Annotated in this window: 20 protein-coding genes; 9 read left to right on the top strand and 11 right to left on the bottom strand. The window is 68.5% G+C overall.

The window, feature by feature from the left end; all coding sequences use genetic code 11:
* Both MVA01S_RS05225 and MVA01S_RS05220 read right to left on the bottom strand, forming a co-directional pair.
* The coding region (locus MVA01S_RS05225) for a molybdopterin oxidoreductase family protein (RefSeq protein ID WP_159426301.1) at positions 1-2,447 on the bottom strand (2,447 nt) is incomplete at its 3' end.
* 2 nt (positions 2,448-2,449) lie between these two features.
* Positions 2,450-3,889, bottom strand: coding sequence for a nitrate/nitrite transporter (locus MVA01S_RS05220; RefSeq protein ID WP_003933153.1), 1,440 nt, complete (start codon positions 3,887-3,889; stop codon positions 2,450-2,452).
* 152 nt (positions 3,890-4,041) lie between these two features.
* Between MVA01S_RS05220 and MVA01S_RS05215 the strand changes: the two genes are divergently transcribed.
* From MVA01S_RS05215 to MVA01S_RS05205, 3 genes are read left to right on the top strand one after another with little or no spacing between them, the layout of a single operon-like run.
* Positions 4,042-4,392 carry a hypothetical protein gene (locus MVA01S_RS05215; protein WP_003933154.1) on the top strand — a complete coding sequence of 117 codons (351 nt, stop codon included), beginning with the start codon at positions 4,042-4,044 and terminating at the stop codon, positions 4,390-4,392.
* Positions 4,392-6,860, top strand: a complete 2,469-nt coding sequence (gene nirB / locus MVA01S_RS05210; protein WP_003933155.1) for a nitrite reductase large subunit NirB — start codon at positions 4,392-4,394, stop codon at positions 6,858-6,860. The genes MVA01S_RS05215 and nirB overlap by 1 nt, the downstream gene beginning before the upstream one ends.
* Before the next feature lie 8 nt (positions 6,861-6,868).
* A complete protein-coding gene (locus MVA01S_RS05205; protein ID WP_003933156.1) occupies positions 6,869-7,174 on the top strand; it encodes a Rieske (2Fe-2S) protein in 306 nt (101 codons plus the stop codon).
* A gap of 50 nt (positions 7,175-7,224) precedes the next feature.
* On the opposite strand, the gene MVA01S_RS05200 is transcribed toward MVA01S_RS05205, so the two are convergent.
* Positions 7,225-7,851 (bottom strand): TetR/AcrR family transcriptional regulator, encoded by a 627-nt coding sequence (locus MVA01S_RS05200; RefSeq protein WP_003933157.1) that lies wholly within the window; start codon positions 7,849-7,851, stop codon positions 7,225-7,227.
* Between the two features lie 104 nt (positions 7,852-7,955).
* Here MVA01S_RS05200 and MVA01S_RS05195 point away from each other — a divergent pair, with 104 nt between their 5' ends.
* Positions 7,956-8,885, top strand: a complete 930-nt coding sequence (locus MVA01S_RS05195; RefSeq protein WP_003933158.1) for a metal-dependent hydrolase — start codon at positions 7,956-7,958, stop codon at positions 8,883-8,885.
* Positions 8,878-10,041: a DUF7802 domain-containing protein gene (locus tag MVA01S_RS05190; RefSeq protein ID WP_003933159.1), complete on the top strand. Its 1,164-nt coding sequence runs from the start codon at positions 8,878-8,880 to the stop codon at positions 10,039-10,041. Before MVA01S_RS05195 ends, MVA01S_RS05190 begins: the two co-directional genes overlap by 8 nt.
* Here MVA01S_RS05190 and MVA01S_RS05185 read toward each other — a convergent pair.
* From MVA01S_RS05185 to MVA01S_RS05165, 5 genes are read right to left on the bottom strand one after another with little or no spacing between them, the layout of a single operon-like run.
* The gene (locus MVA01S_RS05185; protein WP_003933160.1) at positions 9,981-10,940 is read right to left on the bottom strand and encodes an alpha/beta fold hydrolase; all 960 of its coding nucleotides are present in this window, start codon (positions 10,938-10,940) and stop codon (positions 9,981-9,983) included. The two genes, MVA01S_RS05190 and MVA01S_RS05185, sit on opposite strands and share 61 nt — an antisense overlap.
* Positions 10,941-10,964: 24 nt before the next feature.
* A complete protein-coding gene (locus MVA01S_RS05180; RefSeq protein ID WP_040542945.1) occupies positions 10,965-11,357 on the bottom strand; it encodes a universal stress protein in 393 nt (130 codons plus the stop codon).
* A gap of 2 nt (positions 11,358-11,359) precedes the next feature.
* The gene (locus tag MVA01S_RS05175) at positions 11,360-12,901 is read right to left on the bottom strand and encodes a tripartite tricarboxylate transporter permease (protein ID WP_003933162.1); all 1,542 of its coding nucleotides are present in this window, start codon (positions 12,899-12,901) and stop codon (positions 11,360-11,362) included.
* On the bottom strand, positions 12,902-13,417 hold the full coding sequence (locus MVA01S_RS05170; protein WP_003933163.1) for a tripartite tricarboxylate transporter TctB family protein: 516 nt from the start codon (positions 13,415-13,417) through the stop codon (positions 12,902-12,904).
* Positions 13,414-14,397, bottom strand: coding sequence for a Bug family tripartite tricarboxylate transporter substrate binding protein (locus tag MVA01S_RS05165; RefSeq protein WP_003933164.1), 984 nt, complete (start codon positions 14,395-14,397; stop codon positions 13,414-13,416). The genes MVA01S_RS05170 and MVA01S_RS05165 overlap by 4 nt, the downstream gene beginning before the upstream one ends.
* A gap of 125 nt (positions 14,398-14,522) precedes the next feature.
* Between MVA01S_RS05165 and MVA01S_RS05160 the strand changes: the two genes are divergently transcribed.
* Complete coding sequence (locus MVA01S_RS05160; protein ID WP_003933165.1) at positions 14,523-16,133, top strand: sensor histidine kinase; 1,611 nt, start codon at positions 14,523-14,525, stop codon at positions 16,131-16,133.
* On the top strand, positions 16,126-16,791 hold the full coding sequence (locus MVA01S_RS05155) for a response regulator (protein WP_003933166.1): 666 nt from the start codon (positions 16,126-16,128) through the stop codon (positions 16,789-16,791). The genes MVA01S_RS05160 and MVA01S_RS05155 overlap by 8 nt, the downstream gene beginning before the upstream one ends.
* Here the strand turns inward: MVA01S_RS05155 and MVA01S_RS05150 are convergent.
* Genes MVA01S_RS05150 through MVA01S_RS05140 form a run of 3 tightly spaced genes read right to left on the bottom strand, consistent with a single transcriptional unit; the run spans position 16,788 to position 19,425 of the window.
* Positions 16,788-17,798, bottom strand: coding sequence for an extracellular catalytic domain type 1 short-chain-length polyhydroxyalkanoate depolymerase (locus tag MVA01S_RS05150; RefSeq protein ID WP_003933167.1), 1,011 nt, complete (start codon positions 17,796-17,798; stop codon positions 16,788-16,790). The two genes, MVA01S_RS05155 and MVA01S_RS05150, sit on opposite strands and share 4 nt — an antisense overlap.
* Entirely contained in the window at positions 17,795-18,514 is a 720-nt protein-coding gene (locus tag MVA01S_RS05145; protein ID WP_003933168.1) for an ABC transporter permease, read from the bottom strand. Before MVA01S_RS05145 ends, MVA01S_RS05150 begins: the two co-directional genes overlap by 4 nt.
* Before the next feature lie 20 nt (positions 18,515-18,534).
* Positions 18,535-19,425: an ABC transporter ATP-binding protein gene (locus MVA01S_RS05140; RefSeq protein WP_003933169.1), complete on the bottom strand. Its 891-nt coding sequence runs from the start codon at positions 19,423-19,425 to the stop codon at positions 18,535-18,537.
* A 253-nt stretch (positions 19,426-19,678) separates the two neighbouring features.
* Here MVA01S_RS05140 and MVA01S_RS05135 point away from each other — a divergent pair, with 253 nt between their 5' ends.
* Positions 19,679-20,740 carry a sensor histidine kinase gene (locus tag MVA01S_RS05135; RefSeq protein ID WP_003933170.1) on the top strand — a complete coding sequence of 354 codons (1,062 nt, stop codon included), beginning with the start codon at positions 19,679-19,681 and terminating at the stop codon, positions 20,738-20,740.
* Positions 20,737-21,339 carry a response regulator transcription factor gene (locus MVA01S_RS05130; RefSeq protein WP_003933171.1) on the top strand — a complete coding sequence of 201 codons (603 nt, stop codon included), beginning with the start codon at positions 20,737-20,739 and terminating at the stop codon, positions 21,337-21,339. Before MVA01S_RS05135 ends, MVA01S_RS05130 begins: the two co-directional genes overlap by 4 nt.
* Positions 21,340-21,350: the final 11 nt, after the last annotated feature.

Here is a 21,350-nt window from a genome sequence, read left to right as displayed (position 1 = left end):
CCCCCGCCGAGCCGCTCCCCCAGCTTGCCGGCGAATTCCTCGGCGTTGCCGGTCTGCGACGCCCACAGCACCAGCGGCCCGCTCGGCTTGTGCGCCGGCGCCCCGTCGGCGGGCAGCCGCGAGTAGCGCCCGGCCAGCAGCCCGTCGACCCACAACCGGGCCCGCGCACCGACCGGGGCGCCGGCCGGAAGCACCGGGACACCGGGCAGGCCCTCCTCGATGCCGGCGAGAAACCCTGCGAGGTAGATCTTCTCGTCGTCGGTCAGCGCGGGGGCTCCGTCGTCCACCGGGACGGGGGCCAGCCGCACCGCGCACACCTTGAACTCCGGTTGCAGCGAGTCCGGGTCGACGGCGTCGTTGGTCAGGGCGTTGATCGTCAGGTTCTCGCCGTGTTCGTCGTTCCAGTGGAACGGCACCCACGTGTTGCCGGGCAGGACGCGTTCGGTGACGACGGCGGGCAAGACCGCCCGCCCGCGCCGGGTGACGAGCTCCACGCCTTGTCCGGCCGAGATCCCCAGCGCGGCGGCGTCGTCGGGGTGGATCTCGACGAAGGGGCCGGGGTTGAGCTTGTTGAGTTTGGCGACCCTGCCGGTTTTGGTCATGGTGTGCCACTGGTGCTGCAGCCGGCCGGTGTTGAGCACGAAGGGGAAGTCCCCGTCGGGCAGCTCGGCGGCGTCCATGTGCGGGCGGGGGTGGAACACCGCACGCCGGGACGGGGTGGCGAAGGCCAGCCGCGGGGTGTGCCCGTCGGTGTCGATGTGCAGGGCCTGCGAGACGCCGTCATTGAGGTAGCGGATCGGGTTGGCCTCGGGGGTGCCGGACGACGCGCACGGCCACTGCACCGGGGTCTCGCGGAGCCGCTCGTAGGTGATGCCGCGCAGGTCGTAGCCGGTAAGCGGATTGTGGAAGCGGCGGATCTCGTCGAAGATCTCCTCGCTGGACTTGTAGTCGAACGCGTCGCCGAACCCGAGATGGCGCGCCACCCCGCAGATCAGCTCCCAGTCCGGCCGCGCATCGCCGGCCGGTGGCACGGACTGCTGCAGCAGGGTCAGGGTGCGGTCGGAGTTGACCATCACCGCGTCGGTCTCGGCCCACAGCGTGGCCGGAAGCATGATGTCGGCGTACCGGTTGGTGGCGGTGTCGGCGTAGGCGTCCTGGGTGATGACCAGTTCGGCTGTCCTCAGCGCGGCGGTCACCGTGTCCCGGTTCGCGACGCTGGCAACGGGATTGGTGCAGATGATCCACACCGCCCGGATGTCTCCGTCGCCGATGCGGCGGAACAGCTCCACGGTCCCCGGCCCGACGTCGGCCCGGATGGTGCCGGGTTCGAGATCCCACTGGGTTTCGACGAACGCGCGGTCCTGCGCCGACAGCACGGCCCGCTGCCCGGGCAGACCCGGTCCCATGTAACCCATCTCGCGCCCGCCCATCGCGTTGGGCTGTCCGGTCAGCGACATGGGCCCGCTGCCCGGCCGGCAGATGGCACCGGTGGCCAGATGCAGGTTGCAGATCGCGTTGGTGCTCCAGGTGCCGTGGGTGCTCTGGTTGAGCCCCATCGTCCAGCACGACACCCAGTCGCGCGCATCGGCGATCATCGCGGCCGCAGTGCGGATGTCGGCTTCGGCCAGCCCGGTGATCGCAGCCACTCGCGCCGGCGGGTAGTCGGCGAGGAACCCGGGCATCGCCTCCCAGCCCTGCGTGTGCTCGGTGATGAACTCGTCGTCGATGGCGTGGTTCTCGACCAGCAGGTGCAGGATGCCGTTGAGCAGCGCCAGATCGGTGCCGGGCCGGATCTGCAGGTACAGGTCCGCATCGGCGGCGGTCGCGGTCCGGCGCGGGTCGACCACGATCAGCTTCGCGCCCGCCTTGCGGCGGTCGGCCATCCGCAGGTACAGGATGGGGTGGCAGTCGGCCATGTTGGAGCCGATGACGAAGAACAGGTCGGTGCAGTCGAAGTCGGTGTAGGAACCGGGCGGGCCGTCCGAACCGAGCGACTGCTTGAAACCGGTGCCCGCGCTGGCCATGCACAGCCGGGAGTTCGACTCCAGGTGCAGGGTGCACAGGTAGCCCTTGGCCAGTTTGGTCGCCAGATACTGTGCCTCCAGCGACATCTGGCCCGACACGTACAGGGCGACCGCGTCGGGGCCGTGCTCGTCGACGATGGCCCGCAACCTCGCGGCGGCCTCGGCCAGCGCGGCGTCGACGTCGACGGCCACCGGGTCCGCGTCACGCGACCGGCGCTTCAGCGCGGTCCGCAACCGCCCGTCGGTGGCGGCCATCATCTCCGCGTGCGTGGCTCCCTTGGTGCACAACCGCCCGAAGTTGGCCGGGTGCAACCTGTCTCCGGACACCCGCGCGATGACGGGTGCGCCCGAGGCGGGATCGGCGCGGGTCTCGACCGAGATGCCGCAGCCGACCCCGCAGTAGGAACACGCGGTACGGATCATGCCTATCCGACGGACACCGGCGCCGGTGCGCGCCCGATGTGCTCACCGGTGTGCGCGCGGTGTTCCTGCAACCGCAGGAACACGAACCAGGTCACGAACGCGCACACCACGTAGAAGCCCAGGAACACCCAGAACGCGTTGGTGGCCGACTTCGCGTCGCCGACGTAGGACGCCCGCAGCACCACGTTGATGAACACTCCGCCCAGTGCGCCGACCGCGCCGGCGAACCCGATCAGCGCGCCCGACATCGCGCGCGACCACGCGGCCTTCTCATCGCGGCTCAGGTCGTCGCGGCCCTGCGCCTTGGCCTCGAAGATCGACGGGATCATCTTGTAGGTCGAGCCGTTGCCCAGACCGGACAGCACGAACAGCATGATGAACCCGGCGACGTAGCCGACCATCTGCCCGCCCGTCGGGGCACCGGCCGTAGCGTCGTCGAGCACCCCGGACGCCACCAGGATGCCCGCGGAGAACATCATCGCGACGAATACGTACAAGGTGACCTTCCCGCCGCCGATCCGGTCGGCCAGCCGGCCACCGAAGGGCCGGGAGATCGAGCCGAGCAGCGGGCCCAGGAACGCGATCTGCGCGGCGTGCAGCGACGCCTGCGCGGCGGTCTCGCCCCCGGCGAGGAAGTTGATCTGCAGCACCTGACCGAACGCGAAGGAGAAGCCGATGAACGACCCGAACGTGCCGATGTAGAGAAAGCTCATCACCCAGGAGTGCCTGAACCGCATCGCCTCGACGAGCGCACCGAAGTTCGATTTCTGGTTGCGCAGGTTGTCCATGTTCACCGCGGCACCCACCGCGGCGGCGCTGATCGCGACAAGGTAGATGGCGCAGACGATTTCGGGCCTGGTGTTGCCGAGCGTGGCGATGACGAGCAGACCGATGAGCTGGATGACGGGCACGCCGATGTTGCCGCCGCCGGCGTTGAGGCCCAGCGCCCAGCCTTTGAGCCGCTGCGGGTAGAACGCGTTGATGTTGGTCATCGAGGAGGCGAAGTTGCCGCCGCCGAGACCGGCGAACGCGGCGACCACCATGTAGGTGGTGTAGGACGCCGGGTTCTTCATGTAATACAGCGTCAGCACCGTCGGGATCAGCAGCAGCAGCGCGCTGACGATCGTCCAGTTACGGCCGCCGAACCTGGCCGGGGCGATGGTGTACGGGATACGCATGAACGCACCGACCAGCGTCGGCACCGCGACCAGGTAGAACTTGCCCGCCGCGTCGATGCCGTAGACGTCCTGCGGCATGAACAGCACCATCACCGACCAGATCGACCACACCGAGAAGCCGACGTGCTCGGCGACGATGGACCAGATCAGGTTGCGTCTCGCGATCGATTTGCCCCCCGACTCCCAGGCCTCGACGTCCTCGGGATCCCAGGTGTCGATGTCGCGCGTTCGTTTCGCCATGGCCTCAGTGAAAGCCCAGGTCATTCCCTGTCCGTTGCACGTCGATGACCGGAGTGAAAACTCGCCCTCACACCGGCTCCGGGCTCACGGTGAGGGGTTCGCGCTGTGATCGCAGGGATCCACAGGCGTGTTGCGGGGGAAACGCCTCCGAAACACCCCGCTCCTAGCTTCGAGCCATGACCGACGGAAGCAGACCGCAGTTCCTGCAGGGGGCGTTCACGTTCGAGGGCGGCGGCTACGACAAACCGGTACCGATCGACGCGCCGCGCTACGTGGTGCCTGCCGGAGCCGTCACCCAACCGGTGTACTTCCGGGGCGGGAACTCCACCGAGGAGATGATCACCGTGGTGCTGTTCCGCGACGGGGTGCCGATGCGCTACTTCCCGATCGCGGCCAAGGGTGCCACCCACGTCGCGCTGCGGGTGGTCGAGGACCTGCTCGGCGACACCGTGCTGGAGCTGCACGTCGCCGCACCGGACGGGGTGAAGGGCACGGTGATGCTGGATCTGGGCCTGGTGGAGATCTGATGGCCCAGCGGCTGGTGGTGGTCGGCAACGGGATGGCCGGTGTGCGCGCCCTGGAGGAGGTGCTGGCGCGGGGCGGAGCCGACCATTTTCAGATCACCGTCTTCGGCGACGAGCCGTACGGGAACTACAACCGTATCCTGTTGTCGAATGTGCTTGCCGGGGTGGAGGATCCGGCTGAGATCTATCTCAACGCGATGGACTGGTACACCGACCACGGCATCGACCTGCGCGCCGGGGTGCGGGTGGTGCGGCTCGACACGTTCGCCCACCTGGTGCACGCCGACGACGGCACCACACTGCACTACGACAAGCTGATCCTGGCCACCGGCAGCCGCTCGTTCTTCCCGCCGATGGCGGGGCTGTGGGCCGACGACAAGACGCTGGCCGACGGCGTGTTCGGGTTCCGCACGCTCGACGACACCGCGGCCATGATCGCCGAAGCGAACACCAGGACCAAGGCTGTCGTGATCGGTGGCGGGCTGCTGGGCCTGGAAGCCGCGCGCGGACTGCAGAGCCGCGGCCTGACCGTGGAGGTGGTGCACGCCGCGCCGACGCTGATGAACGCCCAGCTCGACGACCCGGCCGGCGCGATCCTGCGCAGGTCGGTGGAGGACCTCGGGATCGGGGTGCACCTGGAGAAGCGGACCACTGAGGTGCGCACCGACGACAGCGGGCGGCTGCGAGGGGTGCTGTTCGCCGACGGGACCCGGCTGGACTGCGACATGCTGGTGATCGCGGCCGGCATCCGACCGAATGTCGGCCTGGCACAACGGGCGGGGCTGACCGTGGAACGCGCGATCGTCACCGACGACCACATGCGCTCGGTCGACGACGACGACGTCTACGTCGTCGGCGAGTGCGCCCAGCACCGCGGCCAGGTGTACGGGCTGGTGGCGCCGCTGTGGGAGCAGGCCAGGGTGCTGGCCGACCACCTGACCGGCACCGACCCGGCGGCGGCCTACCACGGGTCGCGGGTGGCCACCAAGCTCAAGGTCGCCGGGGTCGACGTCGCGGCCATGGGCGTCAAGGGGCCCGAGCATCCGGACGACGAGTTCGTGCAGTACAGCGAGCCCAGGCACGGCGTCTACAAGACCGTGGTGATCCGCGACGGGAAACTGGTGGGCGCCACGCTCGTCGGGGATGTGTCGAAGGTGGCGTTTCTGACCCAGGCCTTCGACAGCGGGCTGCCGCTGCCCGACGAACGGGTGTCGCTGCTGTTCGACATCGGCACCCCGGACGTCGCGGTGGGGGTGGCCGAGCTCGCCGACGACGCTCAGGTGTGCAACTGCAACGGCGTCTCCAAAGGCGCGCTGGTCTCCTGCGTGCGAGCCGGCGAGACGTCGGTGTCCGCGGTGATGGCCAAAACCAAGGCGGGAAAGGGTTGCGGGTCCTGCAAGGAGCTGGTGGGCCAGGTCGTCGACTGGGCGGCCGGCGGCGCGGTGACCGAGGATCCGTCGGCGTCCTGGTACGTGCCGGGCGTTCCGTACGACAAGGCCACCTTGATGCGTCATATCCGTGATCTCGAACTGCATTCGGTGTCTTCGGTTTTCGCGGCGCTGGCGCCCGACGGCAAGGAGGACGCCGGATCGAAGATGGCCTTGGCCTCGCTGCTGGAGATGATGTGGGCCGACGAATTCGTCGACGAGCGCGATGCCCGGTTCATCAACGACCGGGTACACGCCAACATCCAGCGCGACGGCACGTTCTCGGTGGTGCCGCAGATGAAGGGCGGGGTGACCGATGCCGCGCAGCTGCGCAGGATCGCCGACGTCGCCGAGAAGTACGCGATCCCGATGATCAAGCTCACCGGGGGTCAGCGCATCGATCTGCTGGGCGTGCGCAAGGAGGACCTGCCCGCAGTGTGGGCGGATCTGGACATGCCGTCCGGGTACGCCTACGGCAAGAGTTTCCGGACCGTGAAAACCTGTGTGGGCAGCGACTTCTGCCGGTTCGGTGTCGGTGACTCGACGGCGCTGGGCATCGCGATCGAGGAGCGCTTCAAAGGTCTGGCCAGCCCGGGAAAGATGAAGCTCGCAGTCACCGGGTGTCCGCGCAACTGTGCCGAGGCGCTGTGCAAGGACCTCGGGGTCGTCGCGGTCGACGGTGGCCGCTGGGAGATCTACGTCGGCGGCGCGGCGGGCGCGCACATCCGCAAGGGCGATCTGCTCGCGACCGTCGACGATGCCCAGACCGTGATCACCCTGACCGGCCGGTTCCTTCAGTACTACCGCGAGAGCGCCAACTGGCTTGAGCGGACCTACAAGTGGGTGCCCCGGGTGGGCATCGAGCACATCCGGTCGGTGGTGGTCGACGACTCCGAGGGCCTAGCCGCCGGCCTCGACGCGCGGATGCAGAAGTCCGTGGACGCCTACCGCGACCCGTGGCAGGACGGCCGCGAACCGTCTTCGGTGGGGCAGTTCCGTCCGGCGCTTCCGCTGCTGCCGCTCCCCCGGGTGCCGGTGCAGTGAGCGTCGGGGTGACGATCGACATCGGCCTGGTCGACGAGATCCCGGTCGGCGAGGGCCGCACGTTCGCGGTCGACGGGACGCAGATCGCGGTGTTCCGGCTGCGGGACGGATCGCTGCGCGCGGTCGACGCGGTGTGCCCGCACCGGGGCGGACCGCTGGCCGACGGTCTGACCGACGACTGCGTGGTGGTGTGCCCGCTGCACGGGCACACGTTCGACATGAGCACCGGCGCCGAGGTGTCCGGCGCGGAGCTGTCGGTGCGCCGCTATCCCGTGGAGGCCGCGGACGGGACGATCCGGTTGACCCTGCCCTGACGAGTTACGTGACGGGGTGGCGGTTTTCGCCGCTCTTCTGCGCCGTGGCGTTACGCAAGTGCGTCACCGGGTGACTGTTGCGCCAGGATCGCGCTGCCGAGCCAGCGTTTGAGGAAGCGTCGCAGCTCCTCGGGCGGCCGGTCCGGGTCGTTGGGCGCGACGAAGAACGACAGCATCGTGCGCAGCGTGAACTCGACCAACTCACCCAGCGCCGCATCGTCGTAGCCGAAGCTCTGCCAGTCGACGTCGAAGCGGGTGATCATGCGCATGCCGAAGTCGCGTGCCAGCGCCGAGGCGACCTCGCTGGGTCGGGCCGCCGAACTCGGCGCCGACAACAGGATCGCCAGATGCGGGATCGCGACGACGGCGTCGAGGGTGAACATGACGCCTTCGGTCATCGCGTCGGCGGGATCGTGGATTCCGCGGACGTGGGCGGCCAGCGAATCGAGGAACCCGTCGACCGATGCGATCGCGGCGGCACGCATGAGTTCGTCGGCGGTCGGAAAGTACCGGTAGACCGTCTGCCGGATCACCCCGAGGGACTCGGCGACGTCGGCGATGGTGATGGCTGCGCCGGTCTCGGCGATCAGGTCGACGGCGGCGGCGACGATGCGCTGCGCGGCCTCGGAGTCGGTGGCCGGCGGATCACCGCCCCAACCTCGGCGTTTGCGTGCCATCGTGGGTCCGACGCTAGCACAGGCGTTGACGCCGGACCGGCGATGCAGTAATCATACATTCACAGCCATCTCTGTATGATTACCGACGATTGTCGAGGACCGGTATGACCGACCTGATAGTGCGCAAACTGCGATTCGCCTTCGCCGAGCACGACGTCCCCTTCCTGTGGAACGAGGCCAACCCCGCGTTCTCGGCGATGGCCAATGCGGTGTCGTTCCTGGCCGTCGGCTTCGAGAAGATGATCGGCGGCATGATCCCGGAGGCGATGCCCCACATCACCGATCCGGCCGTCGCCGAGGAGGCCGATGCGTTCGTCCGGCAGGAAGGCCAGCACTCGATGGCCCACCGGCAGCACGTGAAGGGGTTGATCAGGGCCTATCCCGGGCTGAAGGGCACGCTCGACAAGGTCATCGACGCCTACGACGACATGACCGCCAACACCCCGCTGAAGTACCGGCTGGCCTACACCGCCGACCTGGAGGCCACCTTCACCCCGGTGTTCAAGCTGATGCTCGACCACGACGACACGCTGTTCGCCCCCGGCGACGACCGGGTCGCCTCACTGTTCCTGTGGCACTTCGTCGAAGAGGTCGAACACCGCAGCTCGGCGCTGATCATCTACGACGCGGTCGTCGACGACCCGTGGTACCGGATGCGGGTCGCACCCAAGATCTTCAGCCACGTCATGGACATCATCCGGCTGGTCTCCGAGGACTTCAACACCCACGTCCCGCTGGCCGAGCGCAAGGTCGACGCGATGTCGACGTTCCGCATCCACCGGCGCAAGAAGGCGCTGCTGCAACGACTTCCGTTCGTCGATGCGCCTTATGACGGCCCGTTCGCCAACGCGTTCAGCCATCTGCCGCTGCGCGAGCAGCTCGTCGCGCTCAACGGCGTGGTGCGCAGCCAGATCCCCGGCCACGACCCGACCCACGAGAAGCTGCCCGCGCTGGCCGACCGCTGGTTCGAACGCTACGCCGCCGGTTACGACGTGACCCAGTGGTACACCGCCAAGGAGGCCGCCGATGTCTGATCTGTGCACCCCCACATTCGCCGATCTCGCTGCGCGGCTGGGGTTCTCGTGTGACACCGCGGGCGGGCTCGTCGAGCTGCGCAACCCGTTCGCGCTGGAGAACTGGACGCTGCCGGTGCTGGAGCTGACCGTCGTCGTCGGCGCGGTGCTGGCCCTGGTCTATGCGATCCGGCGGCTGCGCAGGCACAACGATCCAACCAACATCGTGCTGTGGTTCGGCGCCATCGCCTACCTGCTCATCATCGAGCCGCCGCTGTACTTCCCCGCCGCGTTCGGTATCGCCGAACACGTCGACACGATGTTCGCGCACAACGTGTTCACGGTGGAGTTCCTGTGGGGCCGGCTGCCGCTCTACATCGTCGCGATCTACCCGATGATGGCCACGGTGGCGTTCGAGATCGTGCGCCGCCTGGGCGTCTTCCGCCGGTACGGCACCGTCGTCGGCGCGGTCTGCGTCGGGTTCGTCCACCACGCGTTCTACGAGATCTTCGACCACCTCGGCCCGCAGCTGCGGTGGTGGGAGTGGACGCTGGACCATCCGATGGCCCAGCCGTTCTTCGACTCGGTGCCGCTGCCCAGCGTGGTGGTGTTCGCGACGCTGTGGCCGATGTCGCTGGCGCTGTGCGTGCAGTTCTTCATCGGACGCCACATCGAGGCGGGCCGGCAGTTCACCGGCGCTCAGGTGGTGCTGCGCACCGTGGTGATCGGCGTGCTGGCCTCGATCGGCACGGCGATCCTGCCGCTGCCCGCCACCGCCGCGGCCGCCATCTCGGGCAGCACCACGGTGGGCGGGATCGTCTACGCCGCGGAGTTGGTCGTCATCAGCCTGGTCGCGATCCCGGTGTTGTACCTGCAGTGGCGGCGGCGCGCCGAAATCGCCGCGACACCGGGTGATTCCAGCCGGCTGATCTTCGGCTACGCGGTCGCGTATCTGGTGGTGCTGGCCGCGCTGTGGGTCGCGGCGCTACCGGCTCACCTGGGCGCGGTCGACGGCCTCACCGCAGCCGGTGACCCGATCGGCAGCCTGTGGTACACCGTGGTGTGCTTCGTGATCGCGGGCCTGAGCCTGGCCGCGGCGTGGACCACCGAACGCGTTCAGGACCGCGCGGCGGTGAACCAGTCGACCAGCGTGCCCGCGAACAGCGCGGGGTCCTGAGCGTGCATCGAGTGGCCCATCATCGGGAATGACCGGTAGGTGAGCGGCGCCCCGCTGTTCTCGACGAGCTCGACGACGCGGGCGGCCTGATCGTCGGTGGCGGCGCCGATGAGCGAGCCGGATTCGTCGTCGAGCATCCGGAAGTGGTGGGTGAACAGCACCGGCACCTTGACCTGGCTCAGCATCACCTGATGGGGGCAGCCCGTCGTGAAGGTGCCGCCGACGAACGCCCGACCCCACTCCGGGTCGTACTCCTTGAGGTGCTGCGGCGGCTCGGCGGTGCCGCCGGCCAGCGCGACGTGGGCCTGCCAGCCGGCGAGTTCCTGCGGTGCCCCGGCGACGAAACCGTCCCAGTCGCCGATGCTCCACTGGTCGCCCAGATACTTCACGTACAGCGCGAACAGCGGACCGACGGTGGACATCAGTCCCGGGCCGATCACCGGGTCGAGCTCGGAGCTGAAGAACGGCGGATCCTCGTAGCACGCCGCCAGCACCTGGCCCGGTTCGGCGAACGCCGACAGCCACGCGCTGAGCAGCCCGCCCGACGACAACCCGCTGACGAAGGCGGGCCTGCCGATCACCCCGTCGAGGAAGCGGACCAGATCGTTGCCGATGTTGTCCAGGGTGTACCGGCGCGGGGTGCGCGTGGAACGGCCCTGCCCGCGCAGGTCCACGGCGTGCACGTGGAAGTGCTCGGCCAGCAGGCCCATCGCGGGCTCGTAACCCCACCACGATTCGGTCTGGCCCGGGATCAGCAGCAGCGGCGACGCGGACGCGTCACCGGCGACCGCGTAGTTCAGCCGGACTTCGCCGGTGTCGAAGAGCTGCTCGGGATAAGCGTGCCCGACATAGGTGGACTCGGGTGCGTGCGGACCGAAAACGCCTGCGTACCTTCCCATGAAATCAGGGTGTCACACGGCTGATCACGACTCTGGAGGCTTGACCGCGAGCACCGGTTTCGGGCACTCCAGGATCACCTTCTGCGCGACGCTGCCGAGCAACAGCTTGCCCACCGGGTTGCGGTGCCGGATACCGACGACGAGCAGCTCGGCGTTCGTGCGGCGCACCACGTCCAGCAGTTCGTCGGCCGGGTCGACACCGACCGGCTGAAGAAGTTCGTAGTCCACGCCGCATTCGTCGAGCCGCATCTGCACGTCCTGGGTCTCGGCGTCCCCGGCGAACCGCGTGTCGACGTAGGACTCCCCCGAGGTCGCATTGACCACGACCAGACCCGCGCCGCGCAAGTTGGCCTCGGCGATGCCGTGTTCGAGCGCGGCGTGCCCGAACGGGTCCGCGGTGTAGCCGACGACGATGATGGTCATGAGTGCGACGCCTTCGCTTTCTGGTCCTTGTCGTCCTCGACGATCAGCAGGGTCTCCTCGCTGCGGTGCATGAGCCGCAGCACCAGCGGAGCCAGCAGCAGCAGCGCCATCAGCACGTAGGTGACGATCGCCACGGGTTCGGTGAACAGGCTGCCCCACTCGCCGCCGCCGAGCTGAAGGCTCTGCCGCAGCTGACGTTCGATGCGCGGCCCCAGGATGACCCCGATGATCAACGGCAGCACCGGAAGTCCGAAGCGGCGCATCATCAGACCCATCAAGCCGAAGATCAGCAGCAGTACCAGGTCCAGCGGCTGCAGGTTGACCGCGAACGCACCGAGGGTGGCGAAGAACAGGATCCCCGCATAGAGGTAGGGCCGTGGCGTGCGCAGCAGTTTGGCCCACAATGGCGCCAACGGCAGATTCAGCGCGAGCAGCAGGAAGTTGCCGATGAACAAGCTGGCGATCAGCGTCCAGATCAGCAGGGGTTCCTTGTCGAACAGTGTGGGGCCGGGCTGGATGCCGTAGGACACGAACGCCGTCAGCATCACCGCGGCGGTGGCGTTGGTCGGCAGACCCAGCGACAGCATGGGCACCAATGTGCCTGCGGCCGAGGCGTTGTTGGCCGCCTCGGGGCCCGCGACACCTTCGATGGCGCCCTTGCCGAAGTCCTCGGGATGCTTGCTCAGCCTCTTCTCGGTGATGTAGCTCAGGAAGGTCGGCAGCTCCGCGCCGCCGGCGGGCAGCGCACCGAACGGGAACCCGTACGCGGTGCCGCGCAGCCACGGCTTCCACGAACGCTTCCAGTCGTCCTTGCCCATCCACGGCCGGCCGACCGGGATGACCTGGACCGGCCGCCGCCGCAGATGCGCGGCGACCCACAGCGCCTCACCGAGGGCGAACACCGCCACCGCGATGACGACGATGTCGATGCCGTCCGACAGCAGCGGCAGACCGAAGGTGGCGCGCGGCTGACCGGTCAGTGAGTCGATGCCGACGACACCGATCGCCAGGCCGAGAAGCAGCGAGATCACGCCGCGCATCTTCGACGAACCCAGCACCGCGGTCACCGCGACGAGGGCGAACAACATGATCGCCAGGTAGGACGGCGCACCGAGGGTGACCGCGAACCGGGAGATCGCGGGCGCGAACGCGGCCAGCAGCGTGGTACCGATGGCACCGGCGACGAACGACCCGATGGCAGCCGTGGCCAGCGCCTGCGCGGCTCGGCCGGCTTTGGCCATCTTGTTGCCCTCTAAGGCGGTGATCACCGACGAGGACTCCCCCGGGGTGTTCAGCAGAATCGACGTCGTCGAACCGCCGTACATGCCGCCGTAGAAGATGCCGGCGAACATGATGAACGCCGCGCTCGGGCTGACGTTGTAGGTGATCGGCAGCAGCAACGCGACCGTCATCGCCGGGCCGATGCCCGGCAGCACGCCGACGGCGGTACCCAGCAGGACGCCGATCACGGCGTACATCAGATTTGTCGGCGTTGCCGCCTCGGCGAACCCCTGAAGGAGCCAGTTGAAGTTCTCCATCTACAGAATCCCGTCCAAGATGCCTGCGGGCAGCGGAATCCCGAGCCCGGAGTAGAACGCGTAGAAACTGGCGATTCCCAGCACCGCGCCGATGGCGAAGTTGCGCACGTAGTGCTTGCTGCCCAGCACGGTTGCGCACCCGCCGAAGAACAACGCACTCGCGATGGTCCAGCCGAGCGGCTCGACGAGCACGATCAGCAGGACGAACAGTCCGACCAGGAGTCCGACGGTGCGCCAGTCGCTGGGCATGTCGGGGTCGATGTCCTCGCCCGCGTCGGCCTCACCCTTCAGCCCCCGCGGGATGGCCACGGCCAGAACCACGGCCATCACCAGCAGGGCCGCCCCGATGAAGATCGGAAAGAACCGTGGCCCAACAGGATCGACCTCGGCGTAGCCGCCCGGCATGGACAGCGCGTCGTAGACGAGGAACGCGCCGACCAGAACCATGACGGCGCAGACGATGTACTGCGCGTAATCGGGCGTGACCTTCTCGTCGGTTCCAACCTCGGTGCTCATACCAGCCCCAGATCTGTCAGCGTCGATTCGACGCGCTGGTCCTGCTCTTCGAGGAAGCTCTCGAATTCCGGGCCGGTCATGAAGGCGTCCGTCCATCCGTTCTTCACCAGCGCCTCCTTCCATGCATCGGTGGCATGCAGTTCTTCCAGGATCTTGACCATCGCGGCGCGGTCGTCATCGGAAATGCCCGGTGGTGCAAGCACTCCGCGCCAGTTGGTGAAGGTCAGGTCGATCCCGGACTCCTTCAGCGTCGGTGCGTCGACACCTTCGACGCGCTCGTCTCCGGACACCGCGAGCACGCGCACCTGACCGGCCTCTATCTGGTCGACGTACTCACCGAGGCCGGACGTACCCGCAGCGATCTTGTTGCCCAGCAATGCCGTGAGCAGGTCGCCACCGCCGTCGTAGGAGATGAAGTTGACCTTCGTCGGGTCGACGCCAGCGGCTTTGGCCGTCTCCATCGGGAACAGGTGATCGGGGCCGCCGGGATTGGAACCGCCGCCGACGGTGACCTTGGCGGGATCGGCTTTCCACGCGGCGATGAAGTCCTGCACCGTCTTGAACGGCGAGTCGGCCGGAACCAGGATGCCCTCCTGTTCCTCGACCATCTTGGCCAGCGCGGTGGCGTCGGACGCGCGGGCGGTGGAGCCGTTGGTGAAGACCGCGCCGACGACGCCGAGCCCCATCATCATCATCAGGTCGCCGTTGCCGCGTTCGTTCATCAGGCGCGCCATCGCGACGGTGCCGCCGGCGCCGATGACGTTGAACACCTCGACGCGTCCGGTGATCTCTTCGTCCTCCATGATCTTGACAGCGGTGCGCGCGGTGAGGTCGTATCCACCGCCGGGGCTGTTGGGCACCATCATGCGCAGGCGGTGCAGGCCGGTCTCCTCCCCGCGGGTGACCCCGCAGGCCGAGAGCAAGAGCGTGGCGATCATGGCGATGACCACGCCCACGATCGTCCGGCGCCGTGCGAACATGTCGTCCCCAATCACTTAGTGGTGATGCTCAGCAATACTGGACCCCGACAGTGACCTACGTCACCTATGTGAACGCAAAGGAAATAGTGGTCATTAAGAACACGAGGTCAGCGGCCGCCGGCCTGATGCGGGGACGCAGCCTCGCCGGGCAGTTCCTGGCGTTCCAGCTGGTGGTCGTCGCGGTGGTGCTCGTCGCCGTCGCCGGGGTGTCGGTGGCCCAGTCCGAGGGCGAGTTCCGTGAGGTCCGGGGCCAGCGGATGATCGCCGTCGCCGAGAACATGGCCTCGACGCCGATCGTGCGCGAGCGCACCGAACAGCATCCGGCCGACCCGTTCGTCGCGCGCACGCTGGCGCCGGAGGTGGACCGCGCGGTCGCGTTGTCCGGCGCCACGCTGGCCGAGATCCTGGGTCCCGACGGCACCGTGCGGGTGTCCTCGGATCCGTCGCGCGGCGGTGCCCGGGTCGACCTGGGGCCCAGCCGTGCCGACGAAGGCCGCGCCTGGTTCGGCGATGCCGACATCGACGCCACGCACAGCCTGGTCGGCCAGGTGCCGATCCTGTCCACCGACGGGCAGGTGCTGGCGGTGGCGTCGGTGAGCGAGGCCTACCCGTCGATCTGGGCGCTGCTCAGCGGGGCCGGTGAAGGCCTGCTGCTCTATCTGGGCCTGGGCGCGGCGCTGGGCCTGGTCGCGTCGTGGCTGCTGTCCCGCCGGATCAAGCGGCACACACGGGGCCTGGAGGTGGCCGAGATCGCCAGCCTGGCCGACCACCGCGAGGCCCTGCTGCACAGCATCCGGGAAGGGGTGATCGCGGTGAACAACGAGGGCGAGATCACCCTGCTCAACGACGGCGCGCGCGACCTGCTCGGGGTGCCCGACGACGCGGTCGGGCTGCGGGTGGGCACCGCCGGGATCGACCCGGCGGTGGTGTCGTTCCTGGCGGCCGCCGAGGACGGCGAGGGTTCCGGCGGCGCCGGCGACACGGTGATCGCGACCAGGACGCGGGTGCTGACGTTGAGCCGGCGGCCTGCCACCAGTCAGGGCCGCCGGATCGGCACGGTCATCACGATGCGCGACAGCACCGAACTCGCTGCGCTGCAAGGCCAGTTGTCGTCCCACAAGAGCGTCACCGACACCCTGCGGGCGCAGACCCACGAGTTCGCCAACCAGCTACACACGATCTCCGGTCTCGTGCAGCTCGGCGAGTACGATGCCGTGCGTGATCTGGTGGGGACCTTGACGCGGCGGCGCGCCGAGATCAGCGACGCGGTGACCCAACGCATCTCGGATCCGGCGGTCGCGGCGCTGCTGATCGCCAAGACGTCGCTGGCCGCCGAGAGCGACGTCGCCCTGTCCCTGGACCCGCAGTCGCATCTGGCGGTGCTCGACCCCGCGCTGGCGACCGACGTGATCACCTTGCTGGGCAACCTGATCGACAACGCCGTGGACGTGTCGGTGGGTGCGCCGCACGCGCAGGTGACGGTGTGCATCGATGACCGCGACGGGTTGGCGATCTCGGTGCTCGACTCCGGACCCGGTGTGCCCGAACATCTTCGCGAGGCGATCTTCGCCCGCGGGGTCACCTCCAAGCCCGAGGTTCCCGGGGGACGCGGCATCGGCCTGGCGCTGGTGCGCCTGGTGACCGCGCAGCACGGCGGCACGATCGAGGTGGACGACGGGCCCGGTGGCGGAGCCCGGTTCCTGGTGCGACTGCAGGCGGTGTCGCACCATGCGTGACGTGCTGGTCGTCGACGACGACTTCATGGTCGCCGAGATCCACCGCCGGTTCGTGGACCGGGTGCACGGGTTCCGCGCTGTCGGCGTCGCCCGCAGCGGCGCCGAGGCGCTGACCGCGACGAGGGAGCTACGGCCGGCGCTGATCCTGCTCGATGTGTACCTGCCCGACATGACCGGCCTGGAGGTGTTGCAGCGCTTGCGTTCTGAACGCGACCGGGTGGACGTCATCATGATCACCGCGGCGCGTGAGCTCGACACCGTCCGCGGTGCGCTCGACGGCGGCGCAGCTGACTACCTGATCAAGCCGTTCGAGTTTCCCCAGCTGGAGACCAAACTGCAGGCCTACGCCACCCGGGCCGACGCGCTGCTGTCGGCGAGCGGGGCCGACCAGTCGTTGATCGACTCGCTGTTCGGAGCGCCGCAACCCGCACCGGCCAAAGTGTTGCCCAAGGGCCTCGGCGCCGAGACCGGCGAACTGGTGCTGGCTGCCGTGCGCGACGCCGGCGAAGTGTCGGCCGCCGAATGCGCTGACCTGGTCGGGATCTCACGGGTCAGTGCGCGACGCTATCTGGAGCACTATCTGAGCGTCGGCGCGCTGGAGCTTCGGCTGCAGTACGGGGTGGGCCGGCCGGAACGCCGGTACCGGATCGTCGGCTAGCGCATCGGATGACGTCTCGCGAATTCCCACGCGAGATCGCTGGCGGCCGGGCCGGTCCGGTCGGTGAACAGGCCCTGGCCCGCCGGGCCCGGGTAGGCGTGGCCCATACCCTCGACGAGGTACGACTCGACCAGTGTTTCACCCCGCGATGTCGACAGAGCGCTTCGGGTGTAGGCACGCCGGCCCGAGCTTGCCGGCACGGTCTCGGATTCTTCGACCAGGCCCAGGCTGTCGTTCAACAGGCCGTCGTCCACCAGATCGTTCACCGCCGTCCAGTGTGCGACAAGCCGCGTGGCCACCGGGGCTGGCACCACGTCGTCGGTGTCCCCCTGGATGACGAGCAGCGGCACCTGCCGGGCCCGCTCCCCCATCTGGGCCCACGCCTGGCGGGCGGTGTACACCGGCGGGGTGGCGTCGGGATTCTCGGGATCGACCTGGTTCAAACCGTATTCGCCGCCGGCGACCGACACGACGGTGGCGAACACGTCGGGATGGGTCGTCCCGAGGATCACCGCGGTGCCCGCGCCGGAGGAGGCCCCGACGACGTGCACCTGATCCGGATCCGCGTGGTAGTCCGCGACGACCTGCCGGGCCACGCCGGCGAGCAGAGCGGGTTCTCCCGTATACCGGTGCTGCTGCCGGGGGTCGCCGGAGTTCCAGCAGTTGAGCTTGTTCTGGAACATCCGCTGGGTCGGGTAGACGACGATGAACGCCTCCCGGTCGGCGACGCTGTTGAACTGCGTCGTGGCTTTCATCGAGTTCCACCCGAATCCGGTCATCCCGCAGCCGTGGATGGCCATCACCACCGGGAGTCTGGTGGTGCCGTCGTACTGGGGCGGCAGGTGCACTTGATAGCGCTGGCGGTCGCCGTCGAGGGTGTACACGTGGTTGCGGTCGCCGTCCTGCATCCACCAGGGCAGGCCCAACTGGACAGCGGCAGTGCCGAGTCCCGTGGCGGCGACGAGGATCGCCACGATCGCGGACAGGATCCACCGCCGGCGCGTCATCGTCGCGGCTCCCAGCGGAACAGCCTCGAGGCCAGCACGGTCGCCACCGCCGCCCAGGACAGCGTCGGCACCAGCAGCAGCGCGGATTCCGTCACCGGCACGCCTCCGTTCCACGCGTCGAGGATCATCTCGGTGGCGGAACCTCCCGGCAGCAGCCGCTTGAGCACCGCCATGTTCTCGGTTCCGGTGATGCCAACCCAACTCGCCACGGCGATGATTCCCAGGCTCAACGGCAATGTGGTGACCTGCGCGTGTTCGGGTGACCGGGTGACCCCCGCGGTGGCCATGCCCAGGACGAGCATCATCGCCCACGTCGAGGCCACGGCCCCCACCAGCAGCGGTACGTTCGACGGCGCGCCGCTGATCGCGGCGAACACCGCCAGGATGACGGCCACCTGGAACAGCGAGATCGCGGCCAGCGGCAGCATCAGCCCCCCGAGAATCGCCGGGTCGCCGGCCGCGGTCGAGCGCAGCCGCTTGAGGAACAGACTCTGCCGGCGAGCGGCCAGGGTGGTCACCGTCGCGGCGTACAGGGTGAACGCACCGATGGTGAAGACGATGACCGCGCTGATGTATCCGAGGCTGCCGATCGACGCGAACAGGTCGCGGTAATGGATGAAGAACGCACTGGCCGCCACGGGCATCAGGAAGCTGGTGATCAGCACGGCGCGGTTGCGGAGGAGTTGTCGCAGTTCGCTTCCGGCGATGGTGAGCATGGGAACCCCTTCTGCGGTGGTCACTGGGCGCCCGCACCGATGGCGCGGAAGACGTCGTCGAGCCGGGTGGGAGCGGCGGAGAGCCCGACGAGTTCGATCCGGTGCGCGCCCGCCCAGTCGAGAAGGTCCTTCAGGTCGGCCTGCAGGGTGAACGTCTCGATGACGTAGGTTCCGTCCGCTCTGCCGGTCGCTGCGCGCGGCGGTGCGGGAGCGTCGTGGGCGAGTGAGAACCGGATGACCGCCGGCAGGGCGCGGGTGAGCTCGGCGACTGTTCCCTCGCGGTGCAGAACTCCGCGGTGCATCAGGCCGATCCGGTCGGCCCGCTGCTGGGCCTCTTCCAGATAGTGCGTCGTGAGCACGATGGTGGCGCCGTCGGAACGGAGTCGGTGCACCGCGTCCCACAGCGCGTCCCGCGAGTGGATGTCCAGGCCCGTCGTCGGTTCGTCGAGGAAGATCAACTCCGGCCTGCCGTACACCGCGGTGGCGAAGTCGAGGCGCCGTTTCTCACCGCCGGACAGTTGAGACACCCTGACCTCGGATTTTGCGGTGAGGTCGACGACGTCCAGCACCCGCTCGGCGGAGTCCGAGCGGCCGGTGAGCCGTCCGATCAGCCGAACGGATTCCGCGACGGTCAGATCCGGGGAGAAACCGCTCTCCTGGAGCATGATCCCCACCCGGGGGCGCACCGCACGCCGGTTTGCGGGGTTCTCTCCGAAAATCCGGACGGTGCCCGAGGACGGACCGCGGTGCCCTTCGACGACCTCCAGGGTCGACGTCTTGCCTGCCCCGTTGGTGCCCAGGAGCGCGTAGAGTTCGCCCGGCCGCACGTGGAACGAAACGTCCTTGACCGCATGGAAATTGCCGTACACCAGGTTCAATGAATCGACATCGATGACGGGACTCGAAGGCATGCGCCCATTCCAGCGCCGACCGGCCCGCCGCGCCAGGCTGGTAGCGTCATTTCATCGGAGTGACATTACGGCGCGTTGCTTGTGACGCTGCGTCACTACCGGCTCGGGCGCCGGGAGCCGATGATGAGTAGTGGCCTCATTCGTCGTACAGGTGAAACCGACCGTGACAACGCACCCCGATAGTTCTGCGCCGCAGCTGTTCTCGTCTCCCAGGCCCGCGGCGGCACGCCGTAGGTTCCGCACTCTCAACCTGATGTTCTTCCTGCCCGGTTTCGCCGCGGTCGGGGCATTCCTGATCGCCAGGCAGGCGCAGACCTGGCAGCAGGCGGTGGTGCTGGGGCTGGGGGTGGCTGCGGCGCTGCTGGCGTTCGAGCGGTGGACCGCCGACGCGCTGGCCCCTGTCGCGCTGCCCTGTCTTGCCGTGGCGGCGGCGGTGTGGCCGTTCGGCGCTCTGCTGATCGACAGCGTGGAGCAGGGGGCGTTCTTCGCCATCACCATGGTGGGAAGCCTGATCGTCCCGACACTTCCCCGCCACCGCGCACTCGCGGCGTTCGGCCTGGTGGGCTATGTGGCCGCGGTGGGAGTGCTGGCGGTGGCGACCACACCGCAGGCCGGTACCGGCGAGCTGATCGCCGACGTCATCGTCCCGACCGGTGTCACCGCCACGGTGACCGGTCTGATGTTCCCCAACAGGCGTTTCTACGACGTCGTGGCCGAACTCGAGGAAACCCGCGAACGGGATGCGGAGTTGGCGGTGGCGCGGGAACGGGTGCGCTTCGCCAGTGACCTGCACGATATCCAGGGACACACGCTGCACGTGGCCAAGCTCAAGATCGCGTTGGCGCAGAAGCTGATCCACCGGGACGCCGCGCGCGCCGAGCAGGAACTGTGCGAGATCCACGATCTGATCGCCGACACCATCGCCCGGACCAAAGAACTGGCCTACGGGCAGCGGCGGCTGAACCTGTCCGTGGAGCTGGAGAACGCACGCAATCTGCTCGAAGCGGCGGGTATCGACGTGCAGGTCGACCGGTGCGCCGAGGTCACCTCCCCCGCCATCGACCTTCTGGCACAGGTGTTGCGGGAGACCACCACCAACATCCTGCGGCACTCCCGGGCCACCCGCGCGCAGATCGTGCTGACCTCGCACAGTCTCACCGTCGTCAACAACGGCGTCAGCGAGGCGGTGCTACCGGAGTTGCACGGGCTCGCCGCGCTGGCCCAACGGGTGGCGGATCGCGGTGGCGAACTGACCGCGGCATTGGACAACGGCCACTTCCATACGGCGGCAACGTTTCCGGAGCAAGCTTCGTGACCACCGTGGTACTCGCCGACGACGAGGTGCTGCTGCGCAAGGCGCTCGCCTCACTGCTGCCCCTCGAAGGCGACATCACGGTGGTCGCGGAGGCCGTCGACGGGGCCGACGCGGTCCGAGCCACGCTGTCCCACCAGCCCGACGTGCTGGTGATCGACCTCGAGATGCCCGGGGTGGACGGCCTGGCGGCGGTCGCCCAGATCCGCCGGGTGTTGCCCGACCAGCGGATCCTGATGCTCACCCGGCACGCCCGGCCGGGGGTGCTGCGCAGCGCGTTGAAACTCGGAATCCAGGGGTTCGCCAGTAAATCCGCCGAACCCGCACATCTCGCGGCGATCATCGCCGCGCTGCACGAGGGCCGCCGATGGATCGATCAGGACGTCTCGGCCGCGGCGATCGTCGACGACTGCCCGCTGACCGACCGCGAGATCGACGTGCTGCGCGTGACCAGCCAGGGCTACTCGGTGGCCGAGATCGCCGCACAACTGCACCTGGCGCAGGGCACGGTGCGCAACTATCTGTCCAGCGCCATGCAGAAGACCCAGACCCGCACCCGCCACGAAGCGGCCCGGTACGCCCGCGAACACGACTGGCTGTGAAGCACATGACG

Source organism: Mycolicibacterium vaccae NBRC 14118 = CIP 105934 (assembly GCF_001552715.1).
In the GTDB taxonomy this organism is placed as follows: Bacteria; Actinomycetota; Actinomycetes; order Mycobacteriales; family Mycobacteriaceae; genus Mycobacterium; species Mycobacterium vaccae.
This window is presented reverse-complemented; position numbering and strand designations above follow the sequence as displayed.

Coding starts and splice junctions, on each gene's coding strand:
- MVA01S_RS05170 (WP_003933163.1), bottom strand. CDS start 13,417: ATGAGCACCGAGGTTGGAACCGACGAGAAGGTCACGCCCGATTACGCG.
- MVA01S_RS05220 (WP_003933153.1), bottom strand. CDS start 3,889: ATGACCTGGGCTTTCACTGAGGCCATGGCGAAACGAACGCGCGACATC.
- MVA01S_RS05200 (WP_003933157.1), bottom strand. CDS start 7,851: ATGGCACGCAAACGCCGAGGTTGGGGCGGTGATCCGCCGGCCACCGAC.
- MVA01S_RS05215 (WP_003933154.1), top strand. CDS start 4,042: ATGACCGACGGAAGCAGACCGCAGTTCCTGCAGGGGGCGTTCACGTTC.
- MVA01S_RS05165 (WP_003933164.1), bottom strand. CDS start 14,397: ATGTTCGCACGGCGCCGGACGATCGTGGGCGTGGTCATCGCCATGATC.
- MVA01S_RS05155 (WP_003933166.1), top strand. CDS start 16,126: ATGCGTGACGTGCTGGTCGTCGACGACGACTTCATGGTCGCCGAGATC.
- MVA01S_RS05160 (WP_003933165.1), top strand. CDS start 14,523: ATGCGGGGACGCAGCCTCGCCGGGCAGTTCCTGGCGTTCCAGCTGGTG.
- MVA01S_RS05145 (WP_003933168.1), bottom strand. CDS start 18,514: ATGCTCACCATCGCCGGAAGCGAACTGCGACAACTCCTCCGCAACCGC.
- MVA01S_RS05140 (WP_003933169.1), bottom strand. CDS start 19,425: ATGCCTTCGAGTCCCGTCATCGATGTCGATTCATTGAACCTGGTGTAC.
- MVA01S_RS05190 (WP_003933159.1), top strand. CDS start 8,878: ATGTCTGATCTGTGCACCCCCACATTCGCCGATCTCGCTGCGCGGCTG.
- nirB (WP_003933155.1), top strand. CDS start 4,392: ATGGCCCAGCGGCTGGTGGTGGTCGGCAACGGGATGGCCGGTGTGCGC.
- MVA01S_RS05150 (WP_003933167.1), bottom strand. CDS start 17,798: ATGACGCGCCGGCGGTGGATCCTGTCCGCGATCGTGGCGATCCTCGTC.
- MVA01S_RS05185 (WP_003933160.1), bottom strand. CDS start 10,940: ATGGGAAGGTACGCAGGCGTTTTCGGTCCGCACGCACCCGAGTCCACC.
- MVA01S_RS05195 (WP_003933158.1), top strand. CDS start 7,956: ATGACCGACCTGATAGTGCGCAAACTGCGATTCGCCTTCGCCGAGCAC.
- MVA01S_RS05135 (WP_003933170.1), top strand. CDS start 19,679: ATGTTCTTCCTGCCCGGTTTCGCCGCGGTCGGGGCATTCCTGATCGCC.
- MVA01S_RS05175 (WP_003933162.1), bottom strand. CDS start 12,901: ATGGAGAACTTCAACTGGCTCCTTCAGGGGTTCGCCGAGGCGGCAACG.